The sequence below is a fragment of the Chromobacterium sp. genome, from assembly GCF_041912965.1.
Lineage (GTDB): Bacteria > Pseudomonadota > Gammaproteobacteria > Burkholderiales > Chromobacteriaceae > Chromobacterium > Chromobacterium aquaticum.
This window is the reverse complement of sequence record NZ_JAYSGF010000001.1, coordinates 16,182-37,518: the sequence shown is the minus strand read 5'-3', so window position 1 is coordinate 37,518 and position 21,337 is coordinate 16,182. Positions and strand designations below refer to the sequence as shown.

The 21,337-nt window shown below is 57.4% G+C and carries 15 protein-coding genes; 1 reads left to right on the top strand and 14 read right to left on the bottom strand.

Features of this window, described 5'->3' with window-relative positions; all coding sequences use genetic code 11:
- The first annotated feature begins 28 nt into the window (after window positions 1–28).
- Window positions 29–1,021, top strand: a complete 993-nt coding sequence (locus ACE3QM_RS00115; RefSeq protein WP_231461425.1) for a DUF2860 family protein — start codon at window positions 29–31, stop codon at window positions 1,019–1,021.
- Between the two features lie 247 nt (window positions 1,022–1,268).
- Here ACE3QM_RS00115 and ACE3QM_RS00110 read toward each other — a convergent pair whose 3' ends face one another.
- The 14 genes from ACE3QM_RS00110 to ACE3QM_RS00045 all read right to left on the bottom strand — a co-directional run bounded on the left by ACE3QM_RS00110 (window position 1,269) and on the right by ACE3QM_RS00045 (window position 21,312).
- Window positions 1,269–1,556 carry a hypothetical protein gene (locus ACE3QM_RS00110; protein WP_374419294.1) on the bottom strand — a complete coding sequence of 96 codons (288 nt, stop codon included), beginning with the start codon at window positions 1,554–1,556 and terminating at the stop codon, window positions 1,269–1,271.
- A gap of 522 nt (window positions 1,557–2,078) precedes the next feature.
- Window positions 2,079–2,447, bottom strand: a complete 369-nt coding sequence (locus ACE3QM_RS00105) for a hypothetical protein (protein WP_374419292.1) — start codon at window positions 2,445–2,447, stop codon at window positions 2,079–2,081.
- A 227-nt stretch (window positions 2,448–2,674) separates the two neighbouring features.
- Complete coding sequence (locus tag ACE3QM_RS00100) at window positions 2,675–3,007, bottom strand: hypothetical protein (RefSeq protein WP_374419290.1); 333 nt, start codon at window positions 3,005–3,007, stop codon at window positions 2,675–2,677.
- Window positions 3,008–3,046: 39 nt separating this feature from the next.
- Window positions 3,047–3,361: a hypothetical protein gene (locus tag ACE3QM_RS00095; protein WP_374419288.1), complete on the bottom strand. Its 315-nt coding sequence runs from the start codon at window positions 3,359–3,361 to the stop codon at window positions 3,047–3,049.
- 210 nt (window positions 3,362–3,571) lie between these two features.
- A complete protein-coding gene (locus ACE3QM_RS00090; protein WP_374419286.1) occupies window positions 3,572–3,928 on the bottom strand; it encodes a hypothetical protein in 357 nt (118 codons plus the stop codon).
- A gap of 582 nt (window positions 3,929–4,510) precedes the next feature.
- Entirely contained in the window at window positions 4,511–4,903 is a 393-nt protein-coding gene (cdiI, locus tag ACE3QM_RS00085; RefSeq protein WP_374419284.1) for a ribonuclease toxin immunity protein CdiI, read from the bottom strand.
- A gap of 145 nt (window positions 4,904–5,048) precedes the next feature.
- On the bottom strand, window positions 5,049–5,441 hold the full coding sequence (locus tag ACE3QM_RS00080; RefSeq protein WP_374419282.1) for a hypothetical protein: 393 nt from the start codon (window positions 5,439–5,441) through the stop codon (window positions 5,049–5,051).
- 113 nt (window positions 5,442–5,554) lie between these two features.
- Entirely contained in the window at window positions 5,555–5,764 is a 210-nt protein-coding gene (locus ACE3QM_RS00075) for a DUF4926 domain-containing protein (protein WP_082150916.1), read from the bottom strand.
- A 585-nt stretch (window positions 5,765–6,349) separates the two neighbouring features.
- Entirely contained in the window at window positions 6,350–6,529 is a 180-nt protein-coding gene (locus ACE3QM_RS00070) for a restriction endonuclease fold toxin (protein WP_374419281.1), read from the bottom strand.
- A complete protein-coding gene (locus ACE3QM_RS00065; RefSeq protein WP_374419626.1) occupies window positions 6,514–6,633 on the bottom strand; it encodes a restriction endonuclease fold toxin in 120 nt (39 codons plus the stop codon). Before ACE3QM_RS00065 ends, ACE3QM_RS00070 begins: the two co-directional genes overlap by 16 nt.
- A 500-nt stretch (window positions 6,634–7,133) precedes the next feature.
- The gene (locus ACE3QM_RS00060; RefSeq protein ID WP_374419279.1) at window positions 7,134–7,457 is read right to left on the bottom strand and encodes a hypothetical protein; all 324 of its coding nucleotides are present in this window, start codon (window positions 7,455–7,457) and stop codon (window positions 7,134–7,136) included.
- A gap of 41 nt (window positions 7,458–7,498) precedes the next feature.
- Window positions 7,499–7,720, bottom strand: a complete 222-nt coding sequence (locus ACE3QM_RS00055; protein WP_374419277.1) for a hypothetical protein — start codon at window positions 7,718–7,720, stop codon at window positions 7,499–7,501.
- A gap of 5 nt (window positions 7,721–7,725) precedes the next feature.
- On the bottom strand, window positions 7,726–8,148 hold the full coding sequence (locus ACE3QM_RS00050) for a hypothetical protein (RefSeq protein ID WP_374419276.1): 423 nt from the start codon (window positions 8,146–8,148) through the stop codon (window positions 7,726–7,728).
- A gap of 9 nt (window positions 8,149–8,157) precedes the next feature.
- Window positions 8,158–21,312 (bottom strand): hemagglutinin repeat-containing protein, encoded by a 13,155-nt coding sequence (locus tag ACE3QM_RS00045; RefSeq protein WP_374419274.1) that lies wholly within the window; start codon window positions 21,310–21,312, stop codon window positions 8,158–8,160.
- Window positions 21,313–21,337: the final 25 nt, after the last annotated feature.

Below are 21,337 nucleotides of genomic sequence, written 5' to 3'. Positions count from 1 at the left end.
GCACCCTCATCATCAAAGGATTGTGAACATGCGCAATATAAGCATTGGCCTCAGCGCCCTGCTGCTCGCGGGCCTGGCCGCCGCCGACCCCATCCCCACCGAAAGCGGCTTCAACGGCAGCGTCGGCCTGGGCGTGGGCGGCAACAAGGTCAAGTCCAACCTCTACAAGGGCGACAAGAACCAAAGAACCAACAGCCTCAACGACTCGCCGGAATCCCATAACGACACATTCGCGCTGCCGGTGCTGAGCCTCAGCTACACCTTCGCCGCCAGCCGCACCCAGATCGTGTTCGACAGCCAGATCCACGACCCGCTGGGCATGGACGACACCCTGGAACTGGGCGTGCGCCAGGAAGTGGGCAACAACGGCATCGTCTCCGCTGGCCTGCTCTACGGCGGCCTCAGCAAAAACACCTGGACCGACCCCTACGCCGTGGGCGTGGACCGCGACAGCACCAAGCGCAAGTCCACCGGCCTGCTGCTGGGCTGGGAAAACATCATGGGCACCGGCTTCAAGGCCCTGCTCACCCAGCGCAACATCAAGATCGACGACGAGCGCAGCGGCCAGAGCGTGGCCAGCCTGAGCGCGGCCGACCGCGCCACGCTGAACCGCAACGGCGACGCCACCTTGCTCAAAGTGGGCTATGAATGGGCATTCGCCCCCAACCAGACCCTGACTCCGGGCCTGGTATGGGGCAAGGACAAGCTGGACGGCGGCGCGATGAGCAATAAGAGCGCCGGCCTGAGCCTGGACTACGCCTACAGCAGCGACCTCAACACCTTCACCGCCGGCCTGCTCTACCGCCAGCAACGCTTCGACCAGGCCAACCCGCTGTTCAACAATAAAAAAGCGGACAGCAAGGCCTTCGCCATCGATGTCGGCTATCTGCGCCATCAGTTGTTCGGCTACAAGGCCTTGTCCGGCTTCGTCAGCGCCGCCTACGGCAAATCCAACTCCGACATCAGCTTCTACGATGCCGGCATCAGCTCCTTTGGCACGGGCTTGGTTTACTCGTTCTAAAGCCTCCGCGCGCCCCTGCTTACTTCACCAGGGGCGCTGCGTCAAAGCCTCATTCCGTCATCAGGCGACAAAACGGCTCCTCGCGCAAGGCCTGGCTTTGCGCGAGGAGCCGTCTCTGCCGCTGCGGCAACTGGTTTCAATGCCTACGCTCACAGCTTGATCTTCAACCCTTGTAAACAGCGATCAAGACAAGCAAAAACCCGTGAATGCGGGTTGCTTTATTAGCGACCAAACAGAACGCTATACCTTATAACTCACCACACAAGCCATCACCAACCTGAGTGGAGTCTAAAGCTTGGATCGTAAACTCCCCAGGCCACTCATCAAAAAATAGTTCACACTCGACACCTTGCCATTCAAAATGGTAGACATGTGCATCAAACACCTCTCCACAGAACAAATGCCGGATATTCCTGGCAAGCATTTTAGAAAGCAAGTCAGAGGCAAATCCCGGAAATGCATGCCAATTCAAACCAACATCCTCGACCAAGACATAACTACGATCTTCCGATGACCTTCTCAAGCCAATGTTCATTTCTTACCTGACCACTTTACTTTCCAACAACCTACTCCATCTAGTCATTTTTGAAACAAGAAACAATCTCGTACCCCGCGCCCAACTCTTTTTGTGGCTTCTGCTGTAGCAAGCGTACCTACACACCAAAACGTGGCCTCTTCTTGTGGTTGAGGAAAGGCGGAGTTAGCTGGATACTCATCTCAGTAGGTCGACTGATACCAAGCCTCCCAATTTTCCACTTCATTTTTTAGGGCCAAACTAATGGGAAGGTGCTCCGCGGGAAAATCTTCAACTCCGCCATCATCAAAAAACATCCATAGGCAATGGCAGAAATGCTCGGGAGAAAGTCGGATAACTTGTTTCATCTAAAAAGCGCATCGTTACAATTCAACATTCAACTTGTAAAGAATGTAAGTTCTAAACCCCACCCAAAGATGGACCTCAGCATCAATGACAACATCCACTTTATCTACTTTAATATTTCTGTTTGTCAGATATGTTCCAACAACGCCACTTAAACAAGCACAACATCCCTAGCGTCTAATCATTCCCCAAGTTACCATAGCAATCTGGCAGTTCATATCCTTCAGGCAGCTCCGGCCACTCCCCTATTTTAAGTATAGTTTCCGCATTATCAGCAATTGCATCAAACAAACTTGACAAGCCTATTGCGTAGCTCCTTAGCCTTATCAACGCCGATTGCATTGCCAATTCATCGTTAACACTTTTCGCACCGGAAAGCAGAGCAGCACTAGACTGGCAAAGTGCCATATACTTTAATAGCAAATTCTCCAGTGATGCACCATAGTCAATCGACAAATCATCAACATCAACAGCACTAGAATATTTTTCGCTAATAATTTTTAGAAAATCACTTTTCATTCCATCAAGAAATGAATACATTGCCATTCATCATCCTATCAAATAGAAAAATTCATTTACGCACAAATCCGGAGCGGCTTACTCCGCCACCTTTCCCACTTTCCAAATGGCGTAGCACTCTTCGCTTACAGAAATTTTATTCATCAAGGGCGATTCTAGTTGAAAAACAACCAAACCGATATGAATTTTGCTCAGGGTTATATTAATTTACGCCGCCCACCAAGCATGACGGCCTTTACGCCCACAACAACCCTTTAAATTAAAAAAACCTTAAAACACAGGCCACCAACAATTAAATTAAATTTTTTAATATCAACAATCTCTCTTTGTAATTTTACATCCTCACTTTTCCACAGGACACCAATTACGCTTGCATTACACAAATAACTGAACTCACCCCCACCAAGAGCAGGAACCAAGGAGAAAAGTATTTTTTCAAGATCGGGATGCTGGATTTTTATAGCATTTTTCATAGAGAATGCGTCTTCCTTACTCTCTCCCAAGAACCCAACCCCTGAGACCATTGCAAAACAGCAATTTATCTCAATCTCTTTATCGAGGCCACTAGCAAGGAAACAATTTTCCATTTACTCAAGCATCAACACGCACAAACCATCACTTTCTTTTTAGCAGAATTCAGCATCAACAAGCCCCTCCTCTTTAATAATCTCCAAAAATCTACGATAGGCATCCTCATCAGACTCTAACAAATCATCCAGCAATTGCTCTTCAATCATCGACCAATGATAGACACCCTTAATCTGATTAAGCTCACAAAACACCAACCTACCTGCCAATGTGGCGTCTACAACTTCTACTTGAGAAGAGTCATAAGAAATCAAACCTCCGTGCCCAGCTGGCAACCCCAGGAAAAATGTCTTCCCATCAATCCAATAAATGGAAAAAATATCAATAAAGCAATCTTGAAACACAATTTTCATGCTCAGCCTTCTGTTAAAAAATCAAACCGACAAGTATTATTTAATGACTTCATCGAAATCGTCAAAAATTTTCCTGGCTTACCACTAGATCTTTGCGGAGTCGTTATCTTCATGTCCAATCTCCGTGTGTGGTTGATTGGACTCTAAAGTCACGCGCCACCCAATACCGGGGGGACGTCGTTCTCTTTACTTCCATTCGCTCGACTCAACTTACTCTTCATCCCAAATACCGACAGGCGTCACATATATAGAGTTTTTGAGAACTGGCAACCACCCCATATCTTCATAAAACATTGAGAGATCTTCAATTTTGTATACACCATCAGATACTGGCTCAAGTGAAATCACGCAGCACCTATGATGCGTCCATGCTCCACCTGCTCCTGCAGGGGCTCGCCACTCCAACTCCTTTCTGTCCCAATCCTCAACGAGCCCAAATTTCTCATATTGCAAGCATTGGAAATGCACTTCAAAATTAATACCTATCTTACAAAGACAGGGTATATTTTTTTGCTGCACCAAGGATTGAGACAATAAATCATTAGGGAAATTAATTATTAATTTCATTACATTATTTCATTTTAGGAACGACCACCTCGTTGCAAAACGCACCCCGTCTCACTATTTGCCTTCAGCATTTCCACTCTTCCATCCACTCTTACATCTCCAAATTTGAGCAATTAAAACTCACAAAAGGCTTTACTCTTAATGAAAAATCATGCCTCATACCCCCAAACATAACCTTAGCACTTAAAATCTCCCCAACACCATCTCGCCTTATTTCAAAACAAGAAACACACTCACACAAAAATCGAGACATTTCGCGCCCCTGAAATTCCAAGACAACCTGAACCCACCCTGCGACCTCGCAATAAGACAAAACAACCGTAACATTGCTAACATCAGTATATCTATATGAAAAATGTAGATCCTGCTTGTTTTCAGTTACAGGGTCCGACTCAAAAAACCCTAAAAGTTCAATACTGTCTGGCACCGACCTAATAAACATCTCCCCCCTCCTTTTTTCGGAATTGTAGTTACAAACCACCTAATTTTACCTGCCATGACCTCATAGGTAAGCCCACGCCACCCTATGCTTTCCTACTTTTCCTTAACACCCGCTTCACTTCAAATATGAAATATCCAATATTATGCGCCATTAATACCACCAAATCTCTCACTTGTTTTATCAAAAATATCTTTTACAATCCGCTCATCCTCTGGATGATTTTTCATGTATTTTGCACACGCAATATTAATCAAACTCAAACAAACGTCTAGACTTACAATCACTTCACCATCACCCCCATCCATCGAGTATCCGCAAATAAATTTAATCCCTTCAAATCTATCTTCATCGTAAAAACTATCCATAAATGGGAAATGGCAATAAGCGCCATCCACACTCAAGCCGACTCCATCTGAAATAGACTCAATCGCCTCGATAAATTTTCCATCACTGTACATTCTATCCAAATACGCCAACACAACCCAATTTGTATCGCGCTCATCATATGGCTGACCAAAAATCTCTTTATGCATGCCAACACCATTTCATGCTACTTCTTAATAATCGTTTATGCAGATTACCAAAACCCAGTGAGTAAAAGTTCGGCTCAGACAGCCTTTACGCCACTCAACTATGGTAGCACTACATGCAAGTTCACCACGAGATACACCTCAACCATCACAAAATAGAATAGCGAGATCTTATTTTTCCTATGTAACGTTCAACCGCTTGCTTGTCCTCTACATGCCGCTCCACATAAGCCTTTGAAATACACGAAATCGCCAGTAAAAATTCAGAAACTTTCAAGGTAGAGCTTTCAAAATCTCCAACAAAAAAAGCAACCTCATCAAAGTCTTCTGGAAAGTCCCAGTCTTGATCTAATGAATACCCTAGACCTTCATGGACATGGCATCCATGTCCCTCGCTTGCACGGGCAAGAAACTGTAAATAGTTCATTTTGTCCTCCAACAAGACAGAGCTTAAAACGTGATACAGGTCCTCCCCTCCTGTGCCGAAACCATCCAAATATTCTCTAATTTCACAAATCCATTGCTTATCAATTCTATCCATACAAATCTCTATCTGGACTATCCACAGTACCTTTGAGAAGGAAGGGCTTGCTCACCCCGTCACTTTACCGAATGGACGCAAGCTCTGATTTGTGCAACAAAGCCGCTGAAGCATCAACCAGAATGCTGCACAAGTTCTAAATTCTCCTCTTTCACTGTTAAGACGGCTAGTGATTCGCCTTCGCTGTCAACAAACTCGACTTCATACTGAGGATGTTCTGATGCAAACACCATCAAAATGGCTCCGGTTGTCCCACTCGGCACACCATCCACGAGAGAGCAAGTTGATCTCACCACGTCATACTTAAAGAATTTTGTATTCATTTCTTGGTCGGAATAGCTGTTGTTAATCTGACGATGCCGTCATTGTTTCGAATCCATCCAAATGTCACCGACGCCCCCCCCTCACGGATAGCACATGAAAACTATGCTATCTTGCAGATGGTCTACCACCAAACGATCCAACAGCTTCACGACCATGAAAGTCTAGGGCCTCTCTCCTTATCACAGCCATAGCCACAATGGAGGTTGATCATGTTATTTTGAATCAGTCCCTTTCTTCCTCAACAAACTCGCTTTCGGACACTCTCCACAACCTAGCTACACAATCATCTTCATCATCAACATAAAACAAGCCTTTAATATCCAAGCCAAGCTTAGTCAGCTCTAACACTGCCCCCTTAACAAACAGCAAGTTATTTTTATTTATGCTTGCACCAAAAAAACAAAGTTCACCCTGTTAATAGGTTCCACAGGAAAGCTCCACCCCTTGCCATACAAAACAGCAACCGCCTCCTCTACTTGAAACTCAGAAAATTTCATCCAGCAACTCTCAACTGACTCCTTGATTTTTACCACATCCTCAAAGTCACACTCAATCCAACCTCTTATCAGAACATAGCTAGCCATTTACCGCCCCATTTCCACACGAACCACTCCACCTTTTGTCTCAATATAACTTCTCACTTTTGGGCACGCTCCATATTTAAACCAAAATTCAGCTGCTTTGCCTTGCTGATTAGCCATGTCAATAGTGCCCTTTATTTGGTTTCTTGTCGACTTGTTCAGGAAGTCTACGGGCTTATCCACTGCTGAGTACGTTCTTTGACCTGAATTAGTGCCTTCTCATTCACAACATCTATTTCTCGGCCATTTATCACTTCAGAGGATCTATTTGCAACCCTTCTGACCAAATCCTCATAATGAACATCCAATGCTTTCCTATACTTTACTTATGCATATAAATTTCTTGCCTGATCTGAGAGTTTTACTCCTGAAACAACATCGGGCATGCTTACCCCCTTAACACCATTCTCCGTAGCGAGTACTTCTGACGCAATAGAGGTCTTCACTATGGCATTCGATACAACACTTTTTCCTGCTTTTGCAGCTGCAGCAGCATGATGCCTGCACTCCAAAACACGGCCTCTTCTGAGCCAATAAAAAATCACAGCAACAAGACAGATCAAATATAGACTTATCAAGAAGGCACATTGTCATGTGCATCATTTTCAAGCAACTCCAAGCAAATAAAAGACCATCCAGATGCAACCTAAAGTCACGCCGCCAGCATAGCTAGTACCAACAAGCCCGCACAATTCACAGCAAAAAACCCGCAGCTGCGGGTTTTTTGCAATACAGTACATTCTATACAACACCCAAAGGTAGAGATCCGTTCGTGGCCTTGATGAGCTTACTCCTCAATAAAAAATTTGGTATGGGCCTTGCCATCAGCATCAATAGACAATACAAATTGCTTCCAAAAACCACCTGTATGATGAAGCATGATCTCATGTAGCTCATGCACTAACTCCGGCACTTGATTTTGTGGGTTTTTCAAAAGCTTAGACTTACTAACCCCTTGTGCAGTATAAGAAAAACCAAAACCAACGGCCCAGTCCTTTTCGCCACATTCATACTCAAAATCGCAGTGAGCCTCGCTATACGGCTCTTCTGCTGACTCATGTACAATTTGAGCCAACTCAGCCAATAATTCCATCTGCCTTTCAATGCTCATAGTCTTCCTAAGTTAACATTCTTTTACTTTAGGTGTGCGTCTCACACCATCGGGCGGTTTTCAAAACCAGTAACAACCTGATAGCTTGCACCAAGCTCCCTTTGCAGCTTCTGCTGCAGCATGATGCCTGCACTCCAAAACGCGGTTTCTTCTTGTTGATGAGAAAAGGCGGAGTTAACTGGATACTCATCGCAGTAGGTCGACTGATACCAAGCCTCCCAATTTCCACAGTTACAGTCTTGCCATTTAGCCCAATAAATCACATTACCTAAGATTGCCTTGCTGGTTCATCATTCTCTAAAATATGCAATTCAAATCCTTGGGCCTCCACGTTAATTGCAACTGACGATAAAAACCCGTGGAGACTCCCTTCTAAAATATACTCTTTTAAGCCTTCAGTCACATTACCTTCGTAGCTTGTACACATAGGATCCCTCCAAAACAATTTCCCATCTTCATCCTTATGCATCAACGTCACTTGAAAATCGAATTTTCTCACTCCGGTAAATACAAGTTTACAATGCCCCGCATACCCTTCATCATTTACTCGAGAAAATTCATGATATAGCTCACGACTAGGAGCCAGCCATTGGTTTACATAAATTTCCGCTGTTGAATCGAAAAATACATGCGCCCCATATTGACAGTTGTAAGTATCTATCTTATCCCAGCAATTTTTGAAAATTTTCACTTGCAATCCTTATGGTTTTTTTACTAACACAACCGACTTCATTGGCGCCGTAAGTACTGAGCCATCCGTTCTCAAGAATGTCATACCTTGAAACTGGGGGAGCAGTGGGCCCTGATACTTAACTGACAAACCTAGTGCATCAAGCTGCACCTGCGTCGGCATATTGGTTAAATACTTATTAGCGGGAGTGCCATTAATAATAATTTCTCCTCCGGGCTGAGTGATACGAGCGGCCTCAGGTAAGTAATCCATCATAGAGCCGGTTCCTCCTGCGTTTGGCGGAATAAATGGATTATTCGCAACTACAGTTGCCTGACTGTTACTGGGAATATTTGGCATCCTCATTGCATTTGACCCAACTGCATTTGGCGTTGTCGGCCCAACTGCCACTGCTCCCGGAACTTTGGCACCTGAAGCATCTGTAAACAATTCAACAGTGCCACCTTGCGTGATCGCAGGTTTTATCCCTGATCCAGGAACAAGTACAGTTCCACTTGGGGTAACCGTATCAACGACCAACGATCCGGATTTTGCAGTACCCTCAGAGGTAATTGCCTTCGGCCCCTTTAGCCCTATCAACCAACCAAAATCACCAGCCGCAATTTTAACGATATCCAGAACCCCGCCATAATGCACGGCTGCGTTACGTATTGCACCTCCGGCCATATCATTGGCGCACTCAACTGTGTTACATGTCAATCGTGCCTGCAGCAAGCTGTTTGCAACCTCAGTAACACACTGACTATCTGCCTTGCAAATTGAGGATACACTAGACATTGCATTATTCAATGCGGTATTGAATGCCTTTTGGTACTCTGGGCTAAAGTTATTTCGCCGATCACTTTCTTGAACTGCAACTTTAATTAAGTCATTTTCACATAATGACTTAGCTGCACCTTGCTTCCCTCCACACTGAGTTGCAAGCTTTCTTCCCAAAGCATCAATTTCTTTGGGCTTTAGTGTATTGTTCTCTACTTCATTCTTAGCCGTCTGCGCCCCAGTCAACGCCCCGGCACTATCCCCCCCAGCCAGCGAGCCCGCCAGACTGCCCGCCATCGTGGTCAGCGCGGAAATGGTCTGTTTCTGGGACTCGTTGAGATCCTTGACTGCTTTCCCTGGGTATAGTTGGCTAAGCAGCAATTCTGCCACGATAGGAGCCGCTGCGCCGCCGGCCGCCCCCGCTGCCGCGTTTTCTCCCTTCATCTGCGCCAGCGTCGCGCCCAGCAAGGCGTGCGCCATCACATTGGCTTCCTTGTTGCCGTCGGTCATGTTCTTGACCACGCCGGCCAGGTAAGGCGCGGCGGCGCCGCTGATGGCGGCTTGCACATTGCCGCCGGCCAGGCCTTGCAGCGCGGCGGTGGCGGCTTGGGCGGCACGCTGGAAATCGCTGTCGGCACCCCATTTAGCGTTCAGCTTCTTATAGTCTTCGCTGTCCGCATATGCGGGATTGCGTCGCAACTCCTCGTTCGCCTTCATCATCATCTCAGTGGCGACGATCTGGGTGGCTTGCGCGCCGATCTGGCCGACCAGCTGTGCTTCCTGCAAGCGGTTGAGCTCCTTCTCCTTATCGAAGATAGGGCTCAGGCCGTTGGCGGCGTGTTCGGCGTCGCGGCTCAGAGCTTTCAGGTCTTGTTGCTGTTTGTCCTGGTCGCGGACCTTGATCGCCCCTTCGCTGACCGCGGCATAGGTGGTGGATTCGGCGTGGCCGCTGCTGTTGCCGCCGCCCAGCACGCTGCTGGCGCCCTGGCTCATCAGCGTGCCTTTCAGCGTACCGGTGAGGCTGCCGCCGGTGCTGAAGCCGAAGCTTTGGCTTTCCACCTTGAAGTCCGCCTGGTTGTGCTGATTGCTGAAGCCCAGCGTGCCGGTATCCAGCGTGTTTTTGTCGGCCTTGGCGGTGCTGGCGATCACCGCGCCGTCCAGTTGGGTATGGCGGCCCACCTGGATGTCGAAGCCGCCCTGGCCGGCGTAGAGGCCGGTTTGCTGCTGCACGCTGACAAAGTCGCTGTCCGCCTTCTGGCGGCTGCCGCTGATGGAGGCGCTGCCGTTCATGCTGCCGAAAGTGAAGCTGGCGCCGGCTGAGATATTGCTTTGCTGGCTGTGGTAGTAGTCGCGGTCTTGCTGGCTTTGCAGCGTCAGATTGCGGCCGATGTCCGCCACCACGGTCTTGCCGCTGGCTTGCGCGCCGGTCAGGCTGGTATCGCGGCCGCTTTGCAGGTTCAGGGTGTCGCCGGCGCTGAGCACGGTTTCGTTCCAGCGGCTGCCATTGCCCTCCTCCTTGCCCTTGCCCTTGTTGGCGTTGGCGAACACGGAAATGCCCGCGCCCTGGCCTATGCCTATGCTGACGCCCACGTTCCAGCCGCTGCTGTTGTTGCCGCCGTTCTGGCTGTCCTGATGATGGCCGGCCTGCAGCTGCAAGTCGCGCGCGGCGTCCAGCGTCAGGTCCTTGCCAGCCTTGAGATGGCCGCCGGTGACGCTGATGTCCCCATCCTGCGCCTTGCCCTGGGCATCCTTCGCGCCGCTGCCGGTGGCGGTGAGGCTGAGATTGCCGCCGGCGGTGAGCTGGCTGCCCTGGCTCTGGCTTTGCTGGCGCTGGCTGTGGGATTCGCTCTTCTGGCTGCCCACCGACAGGCTGACGCCGACAAAGCTTTGCTCTTCCGCCGGCTTCAGCATTTCCTGCTGATAGGCCTGGTAGGCTTGATAGCCGGACAGGCCGGCCTGTATGCCTTGCAGCGCGGCCAGGCGGCCGCTGGGCGCCTTGCTCAGTTCCTGCGCCTGTTGCACCGCGGTATTGGCGGCGGAGCCCACCGCCCCGGACAAGGCCACGGTCAGGCCGCTCTTGCTGGCTTCGTGCTTCTCGTCGCGCTGATAGCGGTTGGCCACGTCTTCGACACGGATGTTCTGCGCCAACACGTCGATGTCGCCACCGGCGACCAGGTCGGAGCCCTTGATCAAGGCATTGCGGCCAGCATCGACATTGACATGGCCCAGCACGCTGCCAACGGTGCTGCTGGTATGGCTGACGCTGGTTTCGCCTACTTGGTCTCGCTGTTTCTGGCTGCCGATGCTGAAGCCGATGCCGCCGCTACTCAGCAAGCCGGATTTCTTGACGCTTTCCTCGTGGTGGTTGTACTGACGATTCTCTGCGGTGGTGACGTTGGCGTCCCGGCCGGCGAGCAGATCCACGTCATGAGTGGCCGCCACGCTGCTGCCGGCCACGGTCAGGTCCTGTCCGGCTTGGATACGAATGCTGTCACCGGACAGGCTGCTACCCTTGGCTGTCGTTTGCCAATTATCGGTCTTGCCCTGGCTTTGCTTGCTGCTGGCCAAGCCCTTGCGGGTGCTGCTGGATTGTTCCTGGAAGCTGTAGCTTTCTTCCGCCGCGCCCACTTGGATGTCGCGGGTGGCGCTGAGCTTGAGATCGCCTTTATCGCTGGCGATATCGCTTCCCAGCACTTTGATGTCGGTATCGCGTGCCTGGATGGTCACACCCTGCTGACCGCCGATCTGGCTGCCCTGCGCTTGCGTGTCGCGAATGGCTTGCTGGCGTTGGCTGCGGGTCTGGCCAATGTGGTTGTTTTCGTAATCGTCGATTTCCACATGGCGCTCCGTCGCGCCGATATCCACTTGGGTGCCGGACAGCAGCACCTGGCCCTGATCGCTGGCGACGCGGCTGCCTTGCACGCTGAGCGCCTGGCCGGCCACGGCGACCACGCCGGCTCCGCCGCTGAGCTGGCTGGCAATCAGCGTATCGGCCTGATAGCGCGCCTCCACGCGAGAGCTGGCGCTATCGGCGGTGAGCTTGGTGTTGTTGGTGGTTTTATCGGCCAACACCGACAGCCGGTTGCCGGCGCTGACATTGAGTTGACCCTTGGCCTGGGCGCTGGAGCCGGTCAACGTCAGGTCCTTGCCCGCGCTCAAGTTGAGCTTGCCGCCGGATTGCAGGCTGCTGCCCTGCGCGGTCTCCCACACGCCGCTGACGGTGGCGATGCCGCTGCCGCCCACATCGGGGCCCAAGCTGGCATCGCGGTTGCCCATGCTGCCGGCAATCAGGTCCACGCTGCCTTCCTTGCGGCTGCGCGCGGTGCTCAAGGTCAGATTGTTGCTGGCGCTGAGCGTCAGTTGTTCCAAGGCGTCCACCTTGGCGCCCTTCAAAGCGATGTCAGCGCCGCTCAGGCTGACATCGCGCCCGCTGACGGCGGCCTGGCGGCCGGCGTTCTGCAGATCAGTGTCCAGCGTCAGGTTGTCCGCCAGCAGCTTGACGGTGTCGGCCTGGATCAGGCCGCCGGTGTTGCGGATGACATCGGCCTTGGCCACCAGGCTTTGATCGGCTTGCAGCTTGCCGCTATTGCTCAGGCTGGCGGCGGACAGGCTGAGGTCCTTGCCGGCGATCACCGCGCCGTCGCCGGTGAGCCCCACGGTGTTGTGCGCCAGATAGACGGTGGGCACCAGCACGGTTTGCGGCCCGTTGGCGGTGTGGACGGTTTCGCTGACCATCCAGACGATGTCTTGCTGCAAGGCGGCGATTTGCGCCGGCGTCAGCGCCACCCCGGTGGTGAGCCGGAAGTCCTTGGCCACGTTGACGCCCTGGTTCATCAGCGCCTTGAATTGCTCGGTGGCGTCTTCGCCGCGCAGCGATGGGCGGCCGGTCAGCGCCAGGATCTGGTCACGCACCAGCTTTTGCTCGTAATAGCCGTCGCCCAAGCGCTTGTGCACGCCGGCCGGGTCGTAGTTCAACTGTTTCAGCATGTAGTCGCTGCTGACGAAGTTGTTGTACTCGGTGAAGCGGCTGTCGGTCTCTATCAAGTAGGGCGCCGTGGGGCTGGGGTTTTGCTGGAACAGCTGGTTGTTGGGCAGGCGGTCCAGCAAGCCGGGCTGGGCGGCGCTGCCCTTGAGCGGATGCGCTTGCGCGCGCGGCTGGGCCGTGGCCACTTGCGCGGCGGCGGGGGCGCCGCCGGCCTGGGCGTGCTCCAGCTTGGCGCCTTCAAGCGCCGGGCCGACAGTGGACGGGTTTTGCTCCAGCTTGACCTGCTGTGCCGCCGTGCCGGCTTGCACCGCGGCCACCGCGTTATGCCCGGCGCTAGGAGCGATGCGTTCGCCCGCGCCCAAACTCAAGGGCAAGGCCTCCGCGCCGGATTGCACCTGGCCCAGGCGGCCGGCCTGCGGCCCCTGGCCGCCACGGGCCTGGCCGGCGCTGGCGGCGGTCTGCGCGCCGTCCCAAGCCGCCTGTTCCGCCTTCGCGGCGGCCTTGGCCGCTTCGGCCACGCTGACCTGGGCCGGATTGACGGTGATGTTTTCTATGCTGGGCGCGCGCACGCTGACGCCCTGGTGACCGGCGATGGTGGCGTCTATGGTCTGCAGCGCCACCGTTTTGTCCAAGGTGTATGTGGGATACCAATGGCGGGTGTTGCGGTCGTAGTGATCGGTGCCGGTTTCCTGGATGCGCTCGTTGACGGAATAGGCGCGGTTGATCACCCGGCCATCTCCGCCGCCGTTGTCCGCCCCGTTGATGGTGATGCCGCCATTGGCGGCGATGCGGCTGGCGTCGTTCAAGAGTTGTCCGCTGATGCTCACCGTCATATTGCCGCCGGCGCTCAGGCTGGCGACTTCGCCGACGGAGATCAATTTGTCTCGGGTCTTGGTGCCGCTGGCGGAGCGATTCCGCAAGTTGAACTTGTTATTGGGGTCGACAAAATCCAGCTCCAGCGGATTGATGTGAATGTCCGGGTTCCATTGTTCGTTGCGGCCAGACCATACCTCGCGCCAGACGGTGTGCTCGTAAGGACAGGCCGCACCCTGGAAGCAGCTGTAGCCTTGGTAGAAGGTCATGTCGTAGCCGCCGCTGTCGTTTTTCTTGATGGCGTTGTAGTTGACCCAGCGTTCCTGAGTGCCTTGGAAACGGACCAGGGCCTGCTTCTTGGCTTCATTCACCTGCAGGATGGTGCCGTAACGCGTCTTGGCCGCTTCAGCGTCGTTGACCGGCAGCGATTTGGTGACGGCCGACCAGTCCCAGCCGCCCACGCGTTCGAACACGTCCCAATAGTAGTTGTACTTGTACCAGCTATAGTTCTTGCTTTCCGCCGCGCGCTGGATATTGACGTGGGTGCGCTGGTTGTTGAGCCGGCCGGCGCGGATGGAAACATCGCCTTCGGCCTCTATGGTGGTGGAAATGTTTTCAATCAGGTCGCCGCTGCTCAGACTCAAGGCGCCGCCGCTGTAGATGTAGCCGCTGTCGCGGTTGCTCAGGCGGCTGCCCGCGTTGAGGCTGAGGCTGCGGGTGGCGGCCAGCACCGCCTGGCCGCCGTGGTTGTCGATGACGCCGCCGTTCACCGTGACGTCGCGGCCGCTGATCATGCCGGTGTTGTCCAGCGCCGCCGCGGTCAAGCTAAGTTGCTCGGCGTCCAGCCGGCCCTGGTTGAGCGCCTGGCCGGTGCTGTTGATGTCCAGCTGGCCGCGCGCGGCCAGCTTGGCGCCGGCGGCATTGCTGAAGCTGGCTGCTTGCAGGCTGATGTTGCCGGTGTTGGCCCATTTTCCCTCATTGCGCAGGCTGCCGCTGGTGTGCAGGCTCAGCGCGCCCTGGCTGGCCAGGGTGTCGCCGTCGCGGAAGACGTAATCCTGCCGCAGGTCCAGACTAAGGCTGGCCTGCCCCACCATCTTGCCACCCTGGTTGTTCAATTGCCCGGCGTTCAGGCTCAGCGCCTGGCCGCTGCTGACCGCGCCGCCCTGGTTGTGCAGCAGGCTGGCGCGCAGCCGCTGGTCGCGATCGGCGATCAGCTTGCCCTGGCGGTTGTCGATCTGGCCGCTCAGTTGCGCGTCCAGCGCACCCGCGGTCTGTACTTGGCCGTATTGATTGTCGAAGCCGCTCAGGCCCAGGCTGATGTCGCCCAGGCTCAGCAGGCTGCCATAGCGGTTGCCCAGTTCGCCGGCGCTCAGCGCCAAGGCGCCGCGGCTGCTGAGCATGCCGCCGGCGTTGTTGACCGCGGCGGCCTGCAGCCGCAGGCCCTGGTCGGTGATGATCTTGCCCTGGCTATTGTCCAGCGCGCCGCTCAGGCTCAGTTGCGCCGCGCCGCCGCTTTGCAGTTCGCCGTCCTGATTGAGCAATTGCGTCAGCTGATAGCTCGCATCGGCGCTGCTGATCAGCTTGCCGTGTTGGTTGCGCAGCACGCCGCCGTCCAGCTTCATGGCCTGGCCGCTATTGATCAGGCCACGCTGGTTGTCCAGTTCGCCGGCGCTCAGTTGCAGGCCCTGATTCGCCACCAGCTTGCCGCCCTGATTATTCAGCAGGCCGGCGCTGCTCAGCGTCATTTCGCCCAGGGTCTGCATCTTGCCGTCGCGGTTGTCCAGCGTGTCCAGCGTCAGGCTCAAGCCGCGCTGGCTGGCCACCGCGCCGTCCTGGTTGTCCATCTGGCCGGCGCGCAGCTCGATGCCTTCGCCGCCGGCCAGTGTGCCGTGCTGATTGCGCAGCGCGCTGCCGTCCAGCCGCATCGTGCGCTGAGCGCTGATGCGGCCCTGCTGGTTCTTGATCTCGCCTTGGCTCAGCAGGGTCAGCGCGCCGCCGCTTTGCAGCTTGCCGCCACCATTGTCCAGTTGATCCAGCTGGATCTCGCCGTCGCCCAGGCTGGTGATGCGGCCGCCTTGGTTGCTGGCGGCGCCGGTTTGCAGCTTGAACGCGGCGCGGCTGACGATGTCGCCATCGTCGTTGTTCAGGCTGCCCGCTTTCAGGCTTTGTCGCTGGTTGCTCAGCAAGGAGCCTTTCGCATTATTCAGCTGGCCGCTGGCGCTCAAGGTCAGCGCGGCTTCGCTTTCCATTGCGCCGCCGGCGTTGTCGATCTTGGCGGCCTGCGCCGTCAGGCCGGCGCCGGCGCTGATCGCGCCGCCGCGGTTGTCCAGGCCATCGTTGGCGGACAGGTCCAGCGCGCCGCGCCCGTCGATGATGCCGCCCTGGCTATTGTCCAGTTGTTGTCCGCTGGCGTTCAGCGTGCCGCCGGACAGTAGCTTGCCGCCCTGGTTGTCCAGCTTGCCGGCCTGGCTGCGCAGCTCCAGTTGTTTCAACGCGCTGAACTGGCCCTTGCGGTTCAGGAGTTCCCCCTGTGTCCGCACGTCCAGCTTGCCATCGCTGTGCACCTTGCCGCCGTTGTTGTCCAGGCTGGCCAGTTTGAGTTCGGCATCCCCCAGGTTGAGGATTTCGCCGCCGCGGTTGCTGGCGGCGCCGCTGTCCAGTTTCAAGCCGGCGCGGCTGCCGATGCTGCCGCCGTCGTTGTTCAGGCTGGCGGCCTGCAGGCTCTGCGCCTGCTCGCTCAGCAATTTGCCGCCGTGGTTGTCCAGCGCGCCATCCACCTTGAGCGCCTGCGCGCCGGTGCTTTCCAGCGTGCCGCCGACATTGCTCAGCTCGCCGGCCTGCAGTTCCACCGCCGCGCCGCCACGAATGCGGCCGCCGTCATTGCCCAGTTGGCCGGCGCTGTGCAGCGTCAGCTTGCCGTCGCCGTCGATGACGCCGCCCTGGCCATTGTTCAGCTGTCGCGCGCTGAGCGCCAAGGTGTCGCCGGCCTGCAGCTTGCCGCCCTGATTGTCTATCTTGCCGTCGCGGCTGCTCAGCCTCAGTTGTTGATCGGCGCCGATCAGTCCGCGCGCATTCTGGATGTCGCGCTGCGCGGCCAACTGCAGTTGGCCGCCGCTCAGAATCTTGCCGTCGATGTTCCGCAAGCTGTCCAGTCGGAACTCGCCCTTGCCCAAGCTGGCGATGACGCCCCCTTGGTTGCTGGCCGCGCCCGTCTGCAAATCCAAGCCTTGCAGGCTGGCGATCTCGCCGCCGTCGTTGTTGACGCTGCCGGCCTGCACGCTTAGCGCCTGCTTGCTGCGCAGCTTGCCTTGGCCATTGTTCAAGGCCTGGTCGATATTCGTGCTGACGGCAGCCTCGCCTTCCACCACGCCGCCTGCGTTCTCCAGTTCGCCCGCTCGCAGCGCGATGTCGGCGCCGCTGCCGATGCGACCGCCGGCATTGTCCAGCCGCCCGGCGCTGTTCAAGCTCAGCTTGCCGCCGCCATCGATGACGCCGCCCTGGCTATTGTCCAGCAGCTGCGCGCTGGCGTTCAGCGTGCCGCCGGACAGCAGCTTGCCGCCTTGGCTGTCCAGCTTGCCGCCCTGGCTATGCAGTTCCACTTGCTTCAAGGCGCTGATCTGGCCCTTGCGGCTCAGGATATCGCCCTCTGCCCTCAGCTCCAGCTTGCCGTCGCTGTGCAGCTTGCCGCCGGCATTGTCCAGGCTGGCCAGTTTGAGTTCGGCATCGCCCAGGCTAAGGATTTCGCCGCCGCGGTTGCTGGCGACGCCGCTGTCCAGCGTCAAGCCGGCGCGGCTGCCTATGCTGCCCTTGTCGTTGTTCAGGCTGCCGGCCTGCAAGCTCTGCGCTTGCTCGCTCAACAGTTTGCCGCCGTGGTTGTCCAGCCTGCCGTCCACCTTGAGCGTAAGCGTGCTTGCGCTTTCCAGCGCGCCGCCGGCATTGCCGAGGCCGCCGGCCTGCAGCTCCACCGCCGCGCCGCCATGGATGCGCCCGTCGTCATTGCCCAGTTGGCCGGCGCTGTTCAGCGTCAGCTTGCCGCCGCCGTCGATGACGCCGCCCTGGCTATTGTCCAGCAGCTTCGCGCTGGCGTTCAGCGTAGCGCCGGCCTGCAGCTTGCCGCCCGCATTGTCTATCTTGCCGTCGCGGCTATGCAGTTCCAGTTGCTGCAGCGTGCTGACCACCCCTTGCTGGTTCAGGATGTCGCCCTGCGCCCCTAGCCGCAGCGTGCCGTCGCTGAGCAGCTTGCCGCCGACATTGTCCAGGCTGGCCAGTTGGAACTCGGCATCGCCCAGGCTGAGGATTTCGCCGCCGCGGTTGCTGGCGGCGCCGGCTTGCAAGCTCAAGCTCTGATGGCTGGCGATCTCGCCGCCGTCGTTGTTGACGCTGCCGGCCTGCACGCTTAGCGCCTGCTTGCTGCGCAGCTTGCCTTGGCCATTGTTCAAGGCCTGGTCGATATTCGTGCTGACGGCAGCCTCGCCTTCCACCACGCCGCCTGCGTTCTCCAGTTCGCCCGCTCGCAGCGCGATGTCGGCGCCGCTGCCGATGCGACCGCCGGCATTGTCCAGCCGCCCGGCGCTGTTCAAGCTCAGCTTGCCGCCGCCATCGATGACGCCGCCCTGGCTATTGTCCAGCAGCTGCGCGCTGGCGTTCAGCGTGCCGCCGGACAGCAGCTTGCCGCCTTGGCTGTCCAGCTTGCCGCCCTGGCTATGCAGTTCCACTTGCTTCAAGGCGCTGATCTGGCCCTTGCGGCTCAGGATATCGCCCTCTGCCCTCAGCTCCAGCTTGCCGTCGCTGTGCAGCTTGCCGCCGGCATTGTCCAGGCTGGCCAGTTTGAGTTCGGCATCGCCCAGGCTAAGGATTTCGCCGCCGCGGTTGCTGGCGACGCCGCTGTCCAGCGTCAAGCCGGCGCGGCTGCCTATGCTGCCCTTGTCGTTGTTCAGGCTGCCGGCCTGCAAGCTCTGCGCTTGCTCGCTCAACAGTTTGCCGCCGTGGTTGTCCAGCCTGCCGTCCACCTTGAGCGTAAGCGTGCTTGCGCTTTCCAGCGCGCCGCCGGCATTGCCGAGGCCGCCGGCCTGCAGCTCCACCGCCGCGCCGCCATGGATGCGCCCGTCGTCATTGCCCAGTTGGCCGGCGCTGTTCAGCGTCAGCTTGCCGCCGCCGTCGATGACGCCGCCCTGGCTATTGTCCAGCAGCTTCGCGCTGGCGTTCAGCGTAGCGCCGGCCTGCAGCTTGCCGCCTTGGCTGGCTATCTTGCCGTCGCGGCTGTGCAGCTCCAGCTGTTGCAACGTGCTGACCACCCCTTGCTGATTCAGGATGTCGCCCTGTGCCTGCAGTTCCAGCTTGCCGTCACCGTGTACTTTGCCGCCGGCGTTGTCCAGGCTGGCCAGCTTGAATTCGGCATTGCCCAGGCTGAGGATTTCGCCGCCGCGGTTGCTGGCGGCGCCGCTGTCCAGTGACAGGCTGCCGCGACTGCCTATGCTGCCGCCGTCATTGGCGAAGCCATCGGCTTTCAGCATCTGCGCGCCGGCGCTGAGCAGCTTGCCCTGATTGTTGTCCAGCAAGCCCTGGGCGCTCAGCCTCAGTTCCCCCAGGCTTTCTATCGCGCCCTTGGCATTGCTCAGCGCGCCGGCGCTGATGGCGACATCGGTATTGCCCGCCAGCAGACCGGCCCGGTTGTCCAGCAGGCCGGAGGTATTCAGCACCAGATTTTTGCCGGCATCGACACGGCCGCCGTCGCGGTTGTCCAGGCTGCCGGCCGTCAAGTTCAAACCGTCCGCGGCCAGCAGCTTGCCGTCGCGGTTGCCGGCGGCGGCATCGATTCGCAGCGTGAGACCGCGCGCGCTTTGCACCGTGCCGCCGGCATTGTCCAGGCTGCCGGCGTTCAGGCGCAGCTCGGCGTTGCCGCCGATCAGGCCGCCCTGATTGCTCAGATCTTGCCGCACGCTCCAGGACTGCGCCGTGTCGCCCAGGGCCAGCAGTTTGCCGCCGCCGTTATCCAGCCGGCCAAGGCTCAGCGCCAGGCTGTCGGCCTCGATGCGGCCGCCGCGGTTGTCCAGCAGTTGGCCGATGCGGAAGTCGCCGCTGCCCTGGCCCAGCTGTTCCCAAACGCCGCCCTGGTTGCTGAGCGCGGCGGCGCTGGCCCGCCATTGACCGGCTTGCAGCTTGGCCGCGTCGCTATTGAGCTGCCCGCCGGCCTGGATGAGCAGCCGGCCGGTGTTCAAGCTGGCGCGGCTGAGGCCCAGCCCGTTCTCCGCCGTCAGCGTCACGCTATCCTTGGCGCGCAGTTTGGCGTCGGCCGCATCCAGCGCCGCTGCCTTCAGTTCCAGGCTGGAGCCGGCCAAGGCGTGGCCGCTCAGTTGCAGCTTGTCGCCGGCGTTCAGGCTCAGCGCGCCGCTCGTTCCCACTTGCCCCTTGTCGTCGCTGCCGGCGGCGAAATCGCCGCTGGCGGCGATGCTGCGCGCGCCGACCGTCACATCGCCTGCCGCCGCCACGGTGCCGCTCTGGCGCAGGGCGGCGTCGCCGCTCAGCTCCAGCTTGCCGCGGCTGTAGCTGGCGCCGCCGTGTTCGATGTCGCCGGCGGCATGGTATTGGATGTCGCCGCCGTTCTGGCGGCCGTTCAGGGTCAGTTGGCCGGCGCTGTCCAGCTTCAGTTGCTCGTCGCCGCTCAGTTGGCCGCTGCTGCGCACGCCGACGCCGGCCTCGGTGGCCAGCAGACGGATCTTGCCGGCGTACATGCCGCCCAGCTGCGCCACGTCAATGGCGAAGCCGGGCCGTCCGGCGCTGTCCGCCGCCAGGGCCTGAATGTTTTGGTGATCGGCGCTGATGCGGTTGCGGCCGGCGCTGACGCTAAGCTGCGGCGCCCAGATGCCGGCCTGCACTTCCACCGCCCGCGCCATCAGTTCGGCGTATTCAGTGCTGCCGGCCTGCATGCCGGCGCCCTCGATACGGATGACGCCGCTTTCCACGCGGTAGCCGGCCAGGCTGCCGTCCGGATTCAGTTCCGGGCGGCCGGTGGTCAGGGTCATGCGCCCGGCGTTGATGGTGCCGCAGCCGTCGCAGAGAATGCCGGAAGGGTTGGCCACGATGACCTGGGCGCGGCCGCCGGCCACTTCCAGGAAACCGCGCAGCTGGCTGGAGTGGGCGCTGTTGACTTCGTTGAGGATGACCCGCGCCGGCGCGGCCGGATTGAGATTGGGGTTGCCCTGGATCCAGCCGCCCAGCTGGGTCTGCACGCTGGTGGCGCTGTTATTGAGAATGGCCCCGCCCTTGTTGACGTCGAACTGGCTGTACTGGTTGCGCGACACCCCGGCGGCGCTGGGCGCCTGGATGTTCACCTGCGGCAAGCCGTTGGCGGTGTTGATCACGCTGGGGCGTTGCGCCGCCGGAGCGTTCGGGTCCGCCACGATGCCGCCGGCCAGCGCCGCGGCGCCGGCCAGCGCGCACCAACTGGCCCAGACGATGCCGCGCAGGGTCACGCCCAGGCGCTGGCTTGGCGCCGCCGGCGCGGCGGAGCGGCCTCCGCCCGCGCCCATCGGCTTGACGATCTCGGCAACGGCCATGATCAGGCCGCGCGCGCGGTTGAAAATCAGACGATAACAAAGACGGTTCATGGCCAAAACTCTCGATAAGGGCGGG